At 61.8% G+C, this 13,970-nt stretch carries 14 protein-coding genes and 2 pseudogenes; 10 read left to right on the top strand and 6 right to left on the bottom strand.

What is annotated here, in order from left to right; all coding sequences use genetic code 11:
- The first annotated feature begins 412 nt into the window (after window positions 1-412).
- Both ABZW16_RS29155 and ABZW16_RS29150 read left to right on the top strand, forming a co-directional pair.
- Complete coding sequence (locus ABZW16_RS29155; protein WP_354959269.1) at window positions 413-976, top strand: hemerythrin domain-containing protein; 564 nt, start codon at window positions 413-415, stop codon at window positions 974-976.
- Window positions 977-1,074: 98 nt separating this feature from the next.
- Window positions 1,075-1,977: a helix-turn-helix transcriptional regulator gene (locus tag ABZW16_RS29150; protein WP_354959268.1), complete on the top strand. Its 903-nt coding sequence runs from the start codon at window positions 1,075-1,077 to the stop codon at window positions 1,975-1,977.
- Between the two features lie 300 nt (window positions 1,978-2,277).
- Here ABZW16_RS29150 and ABZW16_RS29145 read toward each other — a convergent pair whose 3' ends face one another.
- Both ABZW16_RS29145 and ABZW16_RS29140 read right to left on the bottom strand, forming a co-directional pair.
- The gene (locus ABZW16_RS29145) at window positions 2,278-2,562 is read right to left on the bottom strand and encodes a hypothetical protein (RefSeq protein ID WP_354959267.1); all 285 of its coding nucleotides are present in this window, start codon (window positions 2,560-2,562) and stop codon (window positions 2,278-2,280) included.
- A gap of 354 nt (window positions 2,563-2,916) precedes the next feature.
- Entirely contained in the window at window positions 2,917-3,543 is a 627-nt protein-coding gene (locus ABZW16_RS29140) for a hypothetical protein (RefSeq protein ID WP_354959266.1), read from the bottom strand.
- A gap of 402 nt (window positions 3,544-3,945) precedes the next feature.
- On the opposite strand from ABZW16_RS29140, the gene ABZW16_RS29135 reads away from it, so the two are divergent.
- The 4 genes from ABZW16_RS29135 to ABZW16_RS29120 are packed head-to-tail and all read left to right on the top strand — an operon-like array spanning window position 3,946 to window position 6,200.
- Entirely contained in the window at window positions 3,946-4,893 is a 948-nt protein-coding gene (locus ABZW16_RS29135; protein ID WP_354959265.1) for a glycoside hydrolase family 25 protein, read from the top strand.
- A gap of 3 nt (window positions 4,894-4,896) precedes the next feature.
- Window positions 4,897-5,187 (top strand): hypothetical protein, encoded by a 291-nt coding sequence (locus tag ABZW16_RS29130; RefSeq protein ID WP_354959264.1) that lies wholly within the window; start codon window positions 4,897-4,899, stop codon window positions 5,185-5,187.
- Window positions 5,188-5,193: 6 nt separating this feature from the next.
- Complete coding sequence (locus ABZW16_RS29125) at window positions 5,194-5,991, top strand: hypothetical protein (RefSeq protein WP_354959263.1); 798 nt, start codon at window positions 5,194-5,196, stop codon at window positions 5,989-5,991.
- Between the two features lie 8 nt (window positions 5,992-5,999).
- Window positions 6,000-6,200, top strand: a complete 201-nt coding sequence (locus ABZW16_RS29120) for a hypothetical protein (RefSeq protein WP_354959262.1) — start codon at window positions 6,000-6,002, stop codon at window positions 6,198-6,200.
- A gap of 76 nt (window positions 6,201-6,276) precedes the next feature.
- On the opposite strand, the pseudogene ABZW16_RS29115 reads toward ABZW16_RS29120, so the two are convergent.
- Together ABZW16_RS29115 and ABZW16_RS29110 are read right to left on the bottom strand one after the other, a co-directional pair.
- Window positions 6,277-6,795: pseudogene (locus ABZW16_RS29115) on the bottom strand (transposase); the annotation flags it as partial.
- Between the two features lie 88 nt (window positions 6,796-6,883).
- Window positions 6,884-7,040, bottom strand: a pseudogene (locus ABZW16_RS29110) (IS5/IS1182 family transposase); the annotation flags it as partial.
- 446 nt (window positions 7,041-7,486) lie between these two features.
- On the opposite strand from ABZW16_RS29110, the gene ABZW16_RS29105 reads away from it, so the two are divergent.
- Window positions 7,487-10,522 carry a tetratricopeptide repeat protein gene (locus tag ABZW16_RS29105; protein WP_354959261.1) on the top strand — a complete coding sequence of 1,012 codons (3,036 nt, stop codon included), beginning with the start codon at window positions 7,487-7,489 and terminating at the stop codon, window positions 10,520-10,522.
- Between the two features lie 138 nt (window positions 10,523-10,660).
- Here the strand turns inward: ABZW16_RS29105 and ABZW16_RS29100 are convergent, their stop codons facing one another.
- Complete coding sequence (locus ABZW16_RS29100) at window positions 10,661-10,903, bottom strand: hypothetical protein (RefSeq protein WP_354959260.1); 243 nt, start codon at window positions 10,901-10,903, stop codon at window positions 10,661-10,663.
- 473 nt (window positions 10,904-11,376) lie between these two features.
- Between ABZW16_RS29100 and ABZW16_RS29095 the strand changes: the two genes are divergently transcribed.
- Complete coding sequence (locus ABZW16_RS29095) at window positions 11,377-11,649, top strand: hypothetical protein (RefSeq protein WP_354959259.1); 273 nt, start codon at window positions 11,377-11,379, stop codon at window positions 11,647-11,649.
- A gap of 345 nt (window positions 11,650-11,994) precedes the next feature.
- On the opposite strand, the gene ABZW16_RS29090 is transcribed toward ABZW16_RS29095, so the two are convergent.
- The gene (locus tag ABZW16_RS29090) at window positions 11,995-12,777 is read right to left on the bottom strand and encodes an SDR family oxidoreductase (RefSeq protein WP_354959258.1); all 783 of its coding nucleotides are present in this window, start codon (window positions 12,775-12,777) and stop codon (window positions 11,995-11,997) included.
- A 96-nt stretch (window positions 12,778-12,873) separates the two neighbouring features.
- On the opposite strand from ABZW16_RS29090, the gene ABZW16_RS29085 reads away from it, so the two are divergent.
- On the top strand, window positions 12,874-13,509 hold the full coding sequence (locus tag ABZW16_RS29085; protein ID WP_354959257.1) for a TetR family transcriptional regulator: 636 nt from the start codon (window positions 12,874-12,876) through the stop codon (window positions 13,507-13,509).
- A 195-nt stretch (window positions 13,510-13,704) separates the two neighbouring features.
- Window positions 13,705-13,929: a hypothetical protein gene (locus ABZW16_RS29080; RefSeq protein WP_354959256.1), complete on the top strand. Its 225-nt coding sequence runs from the start codon at window positions 13,705-13,707 to the stop codon at window positions 13,927-13,929.
- Window positions 13,930-13,970: the final 41 nt, after the last annotated feature.

Below are 13,970 nucleotides of genomic sequence, written 5' to 3'. Positions count from 1 at the left end.
GGGGCGCGGTGGTGTCTCCACCGCTCAAGGCGGACGACGGGCGTTCGGGTCGATCGCGTAATTTGTGGCACACCTGCAACCTGCCGCGATGGCATTCGGCGCCGTGGCCGGCTCAGTAGGTGCCGATGGCCCGGGAGGACGGGGCAGCGGACACCGAACGCGCCGCACCGAAGCTCGCGGGACGGGTGGAGGTGTGGCTGGTGGCGCGCGGTGCGCGGGTGCGGGCGACGCCCGCCGATCGGTTTCTGCGGACCCTGAGCACGAGTACCAACTACAACCGGCTGTGGTGTTACCGCATCTCGGGGTGGATAAACGGTCGGCCAGTTATTCGAACGGAACGTGGCGCGCTGGTCGGTCGACGGAGGAGTATATGAAATACACCGCCGCCGTCGGCGCAGAAACGAGGTGCACGATGGGAAACCTGGATGAGAATGCGATCGACCTGCTGACCGCCCAGCACGAGCAGATCCGGGACCTGCTCGACAAGCTGAAAGCGGGCCAGGACGATAAGGGGGAACTGTTCACCGAGATGGTACGACTGCTGGCGGTACACGAAACCGCCGAAGAGGAAGTCGTCCATGCGGTGGCGCGGCGCTCGGCATTCGGCGCCGATGAAATCATCAGGCCGAGACTCGTGGAGGAGAATGCGGTCAAGCATGCACTTGCCGAACTGTACGATCTCGGCGTCGACCATCCCGAATTCGATACGAAGCTAGCCGATTTCGCCGCTGCCTTTACCGCGCACGCCGCGAACGAGGAGACCGAGGAATTCCCGTTCCTGCGCAAGCAGTTCTCGGTGAATCAGCTCGAACGCTGGGCAGGCATGCTGCGCGCCGCCGAAAAGGTCGCGCCCACCCGCCCGCATCCGCACGCGGGCGAGACCGGACTGGCGAACCTCGTGACGAGTCCGCCGTTGGCGGTATTCGACCGTGTCCGTGACGCCGTCCGCGATTGGCGCCACACGAACGGTCACTGACGCGCAGCCGGGCCGAGGCGGCGAGGGCAACCCGCGCCGCCTGAAACTAGTACTGGCAGCACCTGGATACCGCTAGCAGATTCCGGGATCATCACAGGATGACCGATGTGGTGGATGTCCGCGCAGTACGCAAGGCACGCCGCGCCGAACTCGGCGCCTTCCTGAAGTCCCGCCGCGCGCGAATCACCCCCGAAGACGTCGGCCTACCCCCAGGACCACGCCGCCGCACCCCGGGCCTACGCCGCGAAGAGGTCGCGCAACTGGCCGGAATCGGAATAACTTGGTACACCTGGCTAGAACAGGGGCGCCAAATTAATGTCAGCGTACAGGTTTTGAATGCGGTGGCGCGGACTTTGTCGTTGGATGCGGCGGAGAAGGCGCATCTGTATCGGTTGGCGGATGTGCCGACGGTGCCTACGGCGCATGCGGGAACTGCTCTGCCGGAGGAGCTTCAGGTGATTTTGGATCATTTGGAGCCGTTGCCGGGGGTGGTGCTGAGTCCACGTTATGACGTGCTGGCTCACAATAAGTCCTATGAGGCGTTGTGCCCGGGTTTCGTGCGAGGTGAACGGAATGTGGCGCGTCGGGTGTTTCTGACTCCGGAGTGCTGCAATACCTATCACCATAATTGGGATGACTTGCGGCGTATGGTCGGTTATCTGCGTGGTTCGTATGCGAAGAATCTGGGTGATCCGGGTTGGGAGGGTTTCATCTCCGAGTTGTGTTCGGAGAGTGAGAGTTTCGCTTCTTTGTGGGCTCGTAACGATGTGGCGGTTCCGGCGAGTCGGACGAAGCAGATCCGTAATCTGGCGGTGGGGGAGTTGGAGATGTTCCTGACCAGTATGAGCCTGCCGTCGCTCCCGCATGCGTGGATGCAGGTGTATACCCCGACTGATGAGGTGGCGTGGGCGAAGTTGCGGGAGTTGCTGGCGATGACCGAGGAGCAGCGGCAGCGTCCGTGGATCGAGCATCGCGAGCGGCATCACGCGGCTGCGGGGTAGCGGCTGGCAGGCGCGGCAAGAGTACGGTCGGGCCTTGGGCGCAGGTTTTGGTGTGGGTCGTGGCCGCGAACCGGCGCGATGAAATTCTGTGGGCCCGGTGGGGTGTGGTTGCCGCGGGTAGCGAGCGTAAGCGGGTGAATCCCCCGGTGAGTCTGGAGACTTACGGGTGTGACAGCTCAACGGTTTGCTCGGCTGGTTGTTGACAGGGGAGGGTTGGGCGCCGGCGAATCACCAGTGACTGAACGCAAGTGAGATCTGGCGTTCGGGCTGGTCTATCACGAGAGCGGTTGGAGCCTTCCTCTAGACCTCGTAATGGGTAAGTGGTGTTGTAGCTGCCAGTTCTCCACGACTATGGAATAGACCACGCCGTGCACCCGCAACTGTGCTTCCGCGGTGATCGCGCGCGTACGCCACGTCTCCTGCTTCCCACTTCCGTCGAAATTCCGGGAACTGCCACAGTCGTTGATGGGCTTTCTGTGCCCACTCGGTGTCGCGGTAGCGTCCCATGAGGCCGCGATGCCAAGCGACGCCGAGATCCACCTGATCGTCCCAGTTGGTCATCACTGCTTTGGCTTCTTCCCCCATCGTCGTGCAGACCACTTCGGACGAAAACGACCGTAGTGCAGAGGATTTCGGACAGCGACTCCAACCGAACTCGTCTGTACATGGCGAGAACAGGCCAGGTCAGTTGTGTAGATGACTACGGAAATTCACACCGATCCGTCCGGCCGAGCCGGTGTTCAATAAACGATTTCCGACACCTATGCTGACGACATTGTCGCCGCGCGCAGCGGAGTCGGCCACCAGGCAGAAACCGATGCCGTTCCTCGGCGAACAAGCGGTGGTCGCCGAGGAGTGGCGAAAGTCACCGGTCGTTGGATCACCGCCGGACCATCCATGCTGGCGGCGGACATGTCTGAGCCGGTGATCCCGCCGGTGTCAGAGGGTGCCGTTCTCGATGTCGTGTTTGAGGGTCGCCTGGTAGGCGCGGTGGGATGAGATGCCGTTGTCGGCGGTGAAGCCCAGCAGCAGCGGGTTCGTGGTGAACGTGATGTGCTCGTTCACCGTCGTGGTGCCATTGCCGTTGTCCACGAACGTGATCTTCTGGTGGGTGATGACGCCAGGCTGGTCGTAGCTGTCGGTGAGGTAGTAGTGGTCGGCCGGGTAGAGGCGCTGTTCGGCCTCGGTTTTCGCCGGGTAGTCGACTGAGCCCATCGGAACGTTCTCCAGCGCGGTGAAGTCGATGATCTGTGGGCCGGTGCAGGTGCGGTGCGTGATGATGTCCGTGAGGAACGGATGCCGCCCGATATCGTTGTGCAGGTTCGAGTACACCGTCCACACCTTCTCGAGCGGGGCGTTGATGGTGATCGGCAGATCGGCCGTCTGCGTCGCCGTGTCGGAGGAGGGGCTCTTTTGCTCGGCCTGATACGCGGCCCAGCCGGTTTGCCAGCCGGCGGTGTAGGCGTTGGGGGTGTCGGTACAGCCCGGTGCGGAATCCGCCTGCGCCACTGGTGAACCCGTCGCCGCGAACAACAGGGCCAGCGCGCATCCCGCAAGATATTTCACGGGCGGACTGTAACGCGTTCTCGTGCCCTTCGCTCGATTTTTCGACGTCGCTGCCGACGCCGTACCAAGGTGCACCTGGTTGCCGACGGCGGGGTCGTGGCCTGTAGTACTCGGCACGATGGGGCTCCTGATCTGATCGCGGGGGGTTTAGTGGCGCAGCCGCCGGGGGCGTGTACGGCTGTAGCGGAATCTGTTGCTGACGGTGCGGTGCGCGTCCTCGGCGGTGAATCCCTCGACAGCATCGAACGCCACCTCGGCAAAGCCCGTTCGGCGATCCTGACCCGCTATCAGCACATCGGATCGCGCACCGAAAAGCTCTGTCGGCAAGCCGTTTTCACATGCCCACACGTGCACTGGCCGCTGCTGTCTGGCATGGCCAATCCCGATTGGAAGGAGCGCTGAGTGACCGAATTCGGCATCGATATCAGCAACCACCAAGGCGAATTCGACTTCGCCCGCGCGGCCGCCGAAGGCATGAGCTTCGCCACCCACAAGATCTGCGAAGCGACCTGGCAAGACCCCTTCTGGCCACGCGGCCGCGAACACATGCCCGCCCACTTCGAATACTGGGGCGGCTACGTCTACAGCCGCGTCAACACCGCTCCCGAGGTCGAGGCTGACGCCGTCGCCGCCTACGCCGACACGACGGTGCCGATCCAGATCGACTACGAAGACCTCACCGGCACACCAACTCTCGCCGATCTCCTCGCGCGTGCCGACGCACTCACCGCCCGCGGATTCGAGCTACTGCCGGTGTATCTGCCGCGCTGGTACTGGCGCGACTACATGGGCTCACCCGACCTCACCGGCCTGCCGGTGTCGATCTGGAACTCCTCCTACGTCAACGGCACCGGCATCCCCGCCGAGCTTTACCCCGGCGACGACCACCCCGGGTGGAAACCGATGGGCGGCAAAGACATCGCCATCCTCCAGTTCTCGGCCACCGCCACTATTGGCGGCCAACTCATCGACGTCAACGCGATCCGCGGCGGGCGAGAAAAACTCGCCCACCTATTCAGGAAGGAACCCGACATGCAACTCACTGACACGATCACCAACAAGGACGGCAACGAAGTCACCGTCGGCGAACTACTAGCCAGCATCGACCTGCACGCATCCTGGGTCGCCGACCAACTCGCCGGACCCGACTCCCGCCGCCAGCCCGGTCCCGACCTGGAGCCCACCGGATGGACCCAGCTCGACGGCAAGTCGGTGGTCGACTCGGTCGCGTCCGCACACGACAAGATCGACACTGCCACCGCTGTACTCGGCGAGATCCAGGACAAGATCCAGACCGTCCTCGAACGCCTCGACACCGACCCGTCTGTCGAGCGTCACCGCAAGCAGTAGCCGATGGGATGGTTCAACCCAGACCTCATCCAAGCCCTCGGCGTCGCGGTCGCCACCGTGATCGGCGCCGTGACCGCCCGCCAGGCCGGAGAGGTCCGCAAGCTTCGCACCCGCGTCACCGAGCTCGAACGCCAATCCCGCAGCGACGGTGAGCGTTTCCGTGATGCGCTGCGGTTGATCCGGCAACTGCTGCGCCACAGCGACGAACTCACCGCACAGCTGCGCCAGCATGTGCCCGGCGTGGAACCACCAGATACTCCGGCGATTCCGGCGTGGCTCGAAAACGAGCTGTAGCGGCCGGTGACAACCCCGGACAAGCCGACCCCCGACGGTTCCTGGAACCTCGAGGCGTTTCGGCGTTTCCAAGCCCAATCACCCGAAGACGCCAAAGCCGCCATCCGCTCCGGAGTCATCGGCGCGTTCACCGGCGCACAAGACATCCACCGCCGCGAGGTCCGCCAACCCATCCAGGCGCGCCCCACCTACGACGAGATCCCCACCGACATTCCGCTGTGGGCCAACCTCACCGCCACCGACGACACCACCTTCCCCCTCGCGCTACTTGCCCGCCAACCCGACAGCAATGGTGTTCTTAACGAGCCGCCGTTCTACCAACCTGCCACCGGTGCAATCGAAATCGGGATGATCCGCGCCACCCGTGATCGCGAATACCGGCAAGTCGGACTCATCATCGGCCCCGCCGGATGGTCGTTCGTCAACAACGCCTTCGTCGCCATCTACACCCTCGATCAGAACACCGGTGACCTGACACTGTTCTGGGACAGCGGCGACATCAAACCCGTCCTCAACGCCGCCTCCACCCAATACCGCTTCGACATCCCCACCATCAATGCCCGCCAGGGCGACATCTTCGGGGTCGGATTCCTCGCCAACTACTTCGGCATCGGCTACAAACTCGCCACCGTCGCCCGCTGGGTCATCAACCAGCCCTGGGGAACTCAGCCCGGCCAGCCCTACTACTGGAGTCGCGGCACCAACGGCAACGGCGAAGGACCCGGCTACTCCGCACCACCACCATTCATCAGCGCAGCCAACTGCGGCACCAACTACTGGTGGCCCTGGTTCCTCCTCGGATAGGAGCACCTGTGCCGGACTACATCGGATACCGCCCCCACCGATACAGCCTCGTCCTCAGCCGCGGTGCAGCATTCATCCAAAGCTTCGAAACGTCCAGCACCCCGCTGCCCGAAGGCACAACCTCCTGGATCGACATCTACAACACCGACGATGAACTCCTCACCACCTGGAACGCCACCACGATCAGTCCTGACAGCGTTGAATACTAGATTGGTCCGGACCACACCGAAAAAGTCGACAGCCGAGTCCGCGCCACCTACAACCTCTACCTCAACTACCCGGGCACAGGGCTCGTTTGAGTTTGTGGTTGCCTGATCGGGCAGGGTGTTCGCCGCGGATCGAGCTGCCGGATCGGTGGGTGATCGGGGCGATGCCTGCGTAGGAGGCGAGGTAGCCGGCCGAGGCGAAGGCTGAGCCGTCGCCGACTTCGAGCAGGATGCGGGCTCCGGTCCTGACTCCGACGCCGGGCATCGAAGTCAGGACCTTGGCAAGAGGGTGATCATCGAACATCCTCTCGATGTCCTCGGAGATTTGTTTGCGTTGCAGCAGAATAGCTTTCAACGAATCTGCCAGTTTCGGCAACACGGTTTCGGCCGCTTTCGCGCCGGGAACGGTGACCGTCTGCGCGGGCAGCGCCGCCAGGATCTCCTCCACCAGTTGGGCGCCCATGCGGGGCGCGTGTTTGGCCGCGATGGCGGTTAGCGTGCCTCTGCCCGCGGCGCGGATTGCTTCGTGACCGCCGCAGCGGGACAGGATTTCCAGCACCGCCGGGTGGGCGATGCGCGGGCCCAGGACCCGTTCAAGTTGTCTTAGTTGCCTATACAACCTGACGAATTGCCAGTAATCGGGATAGTGGCCTTGATGCCGCGGTGGCGCGGTAGTCACGGGTGGTGCGGGAGGAATAAGCCTTGTCGGCAAATACCCGGTCGGGGCGAGCGAACTCGTGGTCTGCCCAGGCCCAGTCGAGACACCCGGATTACGTCGAGCACCGCGGTGAACTGCGGGCAGTCACCGGCTTGACCGGGCGTGATCAGAAACGACAGCGGCCGCAGCGTCTGCGGGATCTCGGCTATTCCAGCCAACTGTCGGTTTAACACCCGCTGTCGGTTGTGGCACCGACTCGGCCGCGTGGATCACCACAACCATTGGATGATGCGGGCGCCAACTTCTGCGAGTGCGCCGCTGACAAGCCAGAGCGACGTTGCGGTTGCTGCACTGAACAGAGGAGTGCGGATTCGCCGCCACCACTGAGTGAACGGACTCGGGGCCGGATCCTGATGTGGGGTGGTGTGGGGCATTGTGTTCCGTTCGGTTGGGGTGGAGTTCCCGACCAGGAAGCCGCATGGATTCTGTGTTGTGCAATATCCGAATTCGGTAGGGTTGTGAAAGCGCAAGTCGGAGAGGGTTTCTCGGGACCACGAGTCGGCCGAGTCGACCCGAGTCGGGGAGGAAGCCTGTGGGTTCTGGACCTAGCCATCGCAAAGAGTTCACGCGGTTGGACTACTTCAAGGAGCTTGCCGAGCTCTATGCCGCTGCGGGATCCCCTGGTTCCGAGGAAGTTGCCACCTGGATCCAGGCGAACAAGAACTACCGCGTGCCGGTTTCGACTATCGGTGACTGGCTCAAGCCCAACCCAGTGGTCCCGCGTCAGAATGGGCGCTTAGCACTAGTCCTTGAGTGCCTGCATGTCCGCGCGTCCAAGCGGTGGTCGAAAGAGGTACTTGAGCAGTGGAAGAAACTCCGTGCTGCCGCCTGGGGATCCGCCCGGGCAGATGACACCATGGATACCGCGTCTACCGCTGCTCCTGCTGCAGTAGACAAGGAGTCGACGTCGGTAATGGTAGGGCTGATTCCGCAAGAGCCTCGTCATTTCGTCCACCGCCAGCAAATAGATGATCTTGAGACTGGTCTGGTCGAAGCGCAGGTGGCTGTTGTCGTCGGAATGCGTGGTGCAGGCAAGACACATATTGCCGCGGCATATGCGCGACGCTTATTCGACCGTGGTGGAGGACTGGTGGGATGGGTGAGCGCGGAAACAGCCGATACATTGCACAGCGGGCTGGCTGAGATCGCAAACCTGCTTCGGATCGCTACTGATGATGGAGACACAGTGCGATCCGCGCATCGGCTGCGCGATCATCTCAACAACAGCACCGAACAGCGATTACTTGTGTTCGACAATGCCAGCGACGTTGATCTCGTCCGAACCTTGCTACCGATCCGTGGTGGTACTCGTGTAGTGGTCACCAGCACGAACTTGTCGATGGCTTACCTTGCCGGCACGGTGATCGATACCGGCACTGGCTATACGAATGAACAAGCGGTCACCTACCTGCGCACGGCGACCGGCATAATCGACGATCCTGATGGCGAGTTAGAGCTGGCAAAGGAACTGGGATTCTTGCCACTGGCGTTGTCAGCTGCCGCGAGCGCGATCACCTTTCCGCGACCACGACTGACCTATCAGGGATATCTTTTTCGGCTGCGTCACCAACCATTGCCGCGGGTGCTGCAGCGCCGTGAAGAGCACGACTATTATTTGTCGGTAGACCAAGCAATTCTGCTATCGGTCGCTGATGCTGAAGCCCCGACTGGTGACTCAGAACTAGAGACCGTGGTGGTGTGGCTGTTGGGATTGTTCGCTACGCTCTCCGCCGCGGGTGTTTCTCGGTCTTTAATCAATTACCCAGACCCAGACCTAAACGAGCTGGTCGACGATGCTATCGACCGGTGCGTGCGGCGATCCCTGTTGAGCTGGTCGACTGGCGAGGGCACACTACTTGCCCATCGGCTCACTGCCCGCATACTACGAGAACGCGCCCGCGATGCTCGTACTGAAAGTGTTCTCCTCCTTGATGCATTACAGTTGTTGGATCGGAGGCTGTTTCCCGAGCAGCAGGCATCGAATCACAGAATTGACGGTTCACACCTCGTCGACCAGATCGACGCAATCTGGGACAGCGGTCTGCACCGTTCTGCGGATATGGATCTGTGCGGCGTGCTATTACGGATGCGAAGGTGGGCCACGCGCCAACTGATCGCGGCTGGCGACGTAAATCGCGCTATCAACACCGCTCGTCCGACTCTTGTTGATCACCTAGCGATCCTTGGCGATAATAATCACGACACGTTGATGGCGCGGAATAATCTAGCCTTTTCATTTGAATCGGCGGGCCGGTTGCGTGAGGCGATTCCTCTCTACGAGGAAAACCTTGATGAACATAAGCGCGTCCTCGGGGTTGATCATCCCGATACTTTAATTTCACGGAATAATCTTGCGGGTGCATACAAGTCGGCGGGGCAGTGGAATCAAGCGCTTTCACTGTTTAAGGAAAATCTGGCTGAGGGTGAACGGGTATTCGGCCCTGACCATCCTGGCAATCTCCTGCGTCGAAACCGTTTCGCTATCACCTACGGGTCGATGGGTAGGTGGGACCAGGCGCTCCCGCTACTTGAGCAGAACCTTGCAGATTACGAGCATGTCTTTGGCGCAGAGCATTCCGAAACCTTGGATGCTAGAAATAGTTTGGGTGGAGCCTTCCTGTCATTGGGTCGATGGAATGACGCGGTTCTTCTTTTTGAGCGGAACTTTGAACTTCGCGTTCAGGTCCTCGGTGCTGACCATCCTGAAACTCTGATGTCACAGAACAACCTCGCTGAAGCTTACCGGTCGGCGGGCCGTTCTGATGAGGCAATCCCGTTGCTGGAGCATACCCTTGCTCAGAACGAGAATATTTTGGGTGCTGATCACCCTAACACTTTGCAGTCGCGGCATAACGTTGCCGCTGCGTACCAATCATGGGGTAGGTTGGACGAGGCAATTCCATTGCTTGAGCATGTCCTTGCCGAAAATGAACGCGTGTTGGGTGCCGACCATCCTAACACTTTGCTGTCGCGGCACAACGTCACGTATTCATACGCATCCATCGGTCGACTGGATGAGGCGTCTATTTCATTCGAACAGAGCCTTGCGGAGTATCATCGCGTGTTGGGTGTCGATCATCCGGACACGTTGAAGACGATGACGTCCATGGCTAATGCTTACCGTATGGCGGGAAGATCCGACAAAGCGTTCTCTCTGCTTGAGCAATGCCTCGCTATCCACGAACGCGTCTTTAGTGTCGATCGCGCCGACACTATGCAGTTGCGAAATAATCTTGCATATTTGTACCAGTCAGCGGGGCAGTTTGATGCCGCGATCCCACACTACGAGCGGAACCTCCTCCTGTGTGAGCAAGTCCTAGGCGCCAATCACGTCCACACACTGATGGCTCGAAACGACCTTGCCAGTGCATACTACTCAGCGGGTCGTCCAGACGATGCGATCCCTCTGTTTGAGCGCTGTGTCGCTGAATACGACCGAGTATTGGGTGCTGATCATCCCGAAACTCTGGTGCCGCGACAGAACCTTGCGGTTGCTTACTGCTCGACAGGGCAGGTACGTGAGGCGATTCCTCTGTTCGAGAAAAACCTAGCCGGGTTTGAGAGGCTCCACGGAACTGACCATGTGATTGCTCAGAAGTTGCGGTAATTACTCGTTCAGTTGTATGAACTGCCAGACCAGTGAGTGGTGAGGCCGGCGTCACTCAGATGCCGGTCGGTCGCATAGAAGCGCCCAACTCGCCAATACTACGGATTGATCGATCGCGGCAGGGTGAGTTCGGAATCATTATGCAAGCAGCGAGCCGCGGTTAATTTGCCGGCCAGCGATGCTGTCCATCCGGGGGCCGAAGGTCACCGCGGTGTCGTCCCAGGCTTGCAGCTGAATCTGCGGGTCCGGGTGCGCGGCTTTGGCTCGGCGTTGTTCCGATCGCCGGTCGCGGCGGGCGACCTCGGCGGCGAACAGCATCTCGAAGAAGTCGTGGTGAGGCAGCCGATAAGACCGTGCGGGTTCCGGGAGGGTGTCGAGCAATTGGTCGAGCTTGACCGACCGCATCTGCGATTTCAGTTTCCGATGCGATGTCGATGGGATTGAGTGCCGGGGGCGCGGCGGGACGGCGGGTGACGACATCGGTTGCTGCTGTTTTCATCCGAATCCGATCGAAACTCATAGAACATAGCATCCAAGTTCTGCTGCGTCATCAAGATTCGTGCAGGTAGACGCATAGATTTACACATGACCGAATCGCCCGGATGCGTTGGAATGCGAACCGATGATCGATTTCTGAGCCGCGTCAATCACGCGAACCGTGCCAGATCCACGAACCGGCCGGAGTTGACACGCCGTCCTGCCACCATTGGACAATCACAGAAAATCCACACTTTGGATCAAATTCGTCCATGTTCACCCAGATTCGGCGGCATGTCTCCGTCATGAAGACTAGGCATTGACCAGGTGATACGAGTTTGATTGATCGAGGTTGGCGGAATTTGAATGTGGGTCAGGTGGTCGCAGGTTCAAATCCTGTCAGCCCGACCAGAGTGGCGCGCGCCGGAGCTTTGCCCGAAGTCGTCGACGACAGTGGTGAATTCGTCGACCTCGACCTCGACATCGCCAGCGTCGACCCGGCCGGCCTCGCCGCCATGGCCGTGCAGCTCGGTGTCGCGTGCATAGCCGAGGCCGAAGACAAAGCGGTGCGGATGGTTCCGGTCCTGCCGGACTCGATCGACGAGTCGACCCCGAAGGCCGTCGCGGAGTTCTTCGACTACTACACATGACCCCGCCTGTCCCGCATCCGCGTTCGATCGGTCGCGCTGCGCAGTGTGGATCACCTTGACCAGTTCGACGCCTATGCCGGCGGCGCCAAGATCGCGCCGCGCCCGCTGATGATCGCGGGCACCGAAGCGTAGACCCAAGGGCTTCAGTGAGGGCGCCGTCGCGGCGGCCGACGAGACCGCTGAACTGTTCGAGATCGAATGCGCCACCCACGTGACCACTACGAGTCGATCAGTAGGGTGGCAAAGCTGAATAGCTTCTTCAACAAGACTGCGCAGTACGAGTCTTCGCCAGCCGTTCGCTGACTGCGGTCAAGCTGGCGAAGGGAAGTCGGCCGGAACCAGCAACTATGTATGCGCCGCTCCGTCGATCCGGATCTCGGTGCCACTGATGAAGCGGCCGTCGTCGGAGACGAGCATCGCGATGACACCGGCCACGTTGTCGGGGCCAGCCAGCTCTTCCGGATTATCTTGCGGCAGAACGGCGATCAGGCGACCGAACAGGGACCAGTCGGAGTCGTTGGGGAGGTAGCCGGGGGTGGAGTCGGTGATGCCCGACTTGATGCCGCCCGGGGCGACACTGACCGCGCGCAAACCCTGCTTGCCGTATTCCAGTGCCAGCACGTGGGTCAGCGTCTGGATGCCGCCCTTGCTCGCGGAGTACGCCGCCATGTAGGGGTGTGCGAAGTTGGCCGAGGTGGAGCTGAAGTTGACGATGGTGCTGCGCGGGTTGGCGAGCAGTGCGGGCAGCGCCTCTCGGATCACCAGGAAGGTGCCGGTGAGGTTGACGTTGATGATCTGGTTCCACAGGTCCAGCGACGTCTCGTGGGTGTGTGCCGCGCGCAGGATACCCGCCGCGTTGACCAGCGCGTCGAGCCCGCCGAGTGATTCGATGGCGCTCTTCACGCCCGCGACCACGTCGATCTCCCGGCCGATGTTCATCTCGAGGGTGGTCAGCCGGGTGTCGGTGCCCGCTTCGGCGGTTTGCTTGCGGGTCAGTTCCAGGCCGTCGGCGTTGACGTCGGCGCCGACGACGACCGCGCCTTCGGACAGCAGACGGAGGACGGTGGCCTGGCCGATGCCGGATCCGGCACCGGTGACCAGAATGCGGCGCTGTTCGAGACGGTTCATGGGCTCTCTTCCTGCTCAGTTGGACTGTTTCTGACACAATATGCCGAAAATGACACTTCGCGCCATTAAATGGCGCGGGCTCGGTACGATGCACCTGTGACCAGCGAGCGAAACCGTGCCGCGCCCGGACCGGGGCGTCCGGCACTCAGTCAGACCCGCCGCGCGGCCACGCGCCGAGAAGTGGCGATGGTGGCGGCGCACCTCTTCATTGAAAATGGTTACACTGCAACGACTGTCGATGATATTGCCGATGCCGCGGGCATGGGGCTGCGCACTTTCTACCGTTATTTCGCCGGCAAGGAAGATGTCGTCGCGCCGCTGCTGGCCGTCGGAACACAGGCTTGGGCGGAGGAACTCGCCGCCTGCCCGCCCGACCTGCCGTTGCGCGAGGCGCTCAGCCGCTCGTACCGCACCGCCACCGCGAGCACGCTGGCGGCGGAGGGCATCGCCGAGACGAGCCTGCGTCCGCTGGTGCACGCCGCCACCCAACTCCCCGCCCTGCGCGCGACCTGGCTGCGCGTCCAGCACGACTGTGAAACGCAGCTCATTCCCATCCTTGCCGCTCGCACCGGTCGCTCCATCGACGACCTCGACGTCACCCTCACTGCCGCCATGGCCAATACCGTCGTGCGCTTGGCGACGGAACTGTGGGCCGCAGGGAAGGAGTCCAACTCTGCCGCCGACGTCGTCGACGCCTGCCTCGCCCGCCTCGCCACCCAAAGCCTGCTGTAGGCGCGACGTTTCAGTCCGTCTGGTGACGCAGTGCGCATCTGCAGATCGAAATCGCCTGTGCCGACGAGATTTCTGGCCCCGCGCACAACACCAGTAGCGATCACGGACCCGGTGAACCGGGCGGCGGACTCGGTATGAGTATGAATGGCGTCGCCGGGTAGTCGCGGTCAGAACGGCACAACTGGTCTTGGCGGCATGATGTCCGGTCCGGCGGTGCCCGGCAAGTTCGTCGTCTCCGACCACGACGGCGGGTACACCACCGAACTGCCCCAGACCGGCACCGTGAGCGCGATAACCACGGGCACCATCCCCGACGCGGACCCACAGACGAACTGCGGTCCCGGGCTGATGAGCGGCTGCATGGGCGGACCGAATATGGGGCAACCGATGGACGGCGAGCAGTGCCGCTCCAGTTCATAGCCCAGCCCGGAGCACACAACAGCCCCGCACCCTGAGGGGGC

It is taken from the genome of Nocardia sp. NPDC004604 (genome assembly GCF_040609795.1).
Taxonomy (GTDB): domain Bacteria; phylum Actinomycetota; class Actinomycetes; order Mycobacteriales; family Mycobacteriaceae; genus Nocardia.
Note: the sequence above shows the minus strand (reverse complement) of the source record. Positions and strands in the feature narration are given on the sequence as shown.

Bases quoted from the DNA above. Each gene is read 5' to 3' on its own strand.
- ABZW16_RS29155 (WP_354959269.1), top strand. From the start codon at position 413: ATGGGAAACCTGGATGAGAATGCGATCGACCTGCTGACCGCCCAGCAC.
- ABZW16_RS29150 (WP_354959268.1), top strand. From the start codon at position 1,075: ATGACCGATGTGGTGGATGTCCGCGCAGTACGCAAGGCACGCCGCGCC.
- ABZW16_RS29145 (WP_354959267.1), bottom strand. From the start codon at position 2,562: ATGGGGGAAGAAGCCAAAGCAGTGATGACCAACTGGGACGATCAGGTG.
- ABZW16_RS29130 (WP_354959264.1), top strand. From the start codon at position 4,897: ATGGGATGGTTCAACCCAGACCTCATCCAAGCCCTCGGCGTCGCGGTC.
- ABZW16_RS29090 (WP_354959258.1), bottom strand. From the start codon at position 12,777: ATGAACCGTCTCGAACAGCGCCGCATTCTGGTCACCGGTGCCGGATCC.
- ABZW16_RS29080 (WP_354959256.1), top strand. From the start codon at position 13,705: ATGATGTCCGGTCCGGCGGTGCCCGGCAAGTTCGTCGTCTCCGACCAC.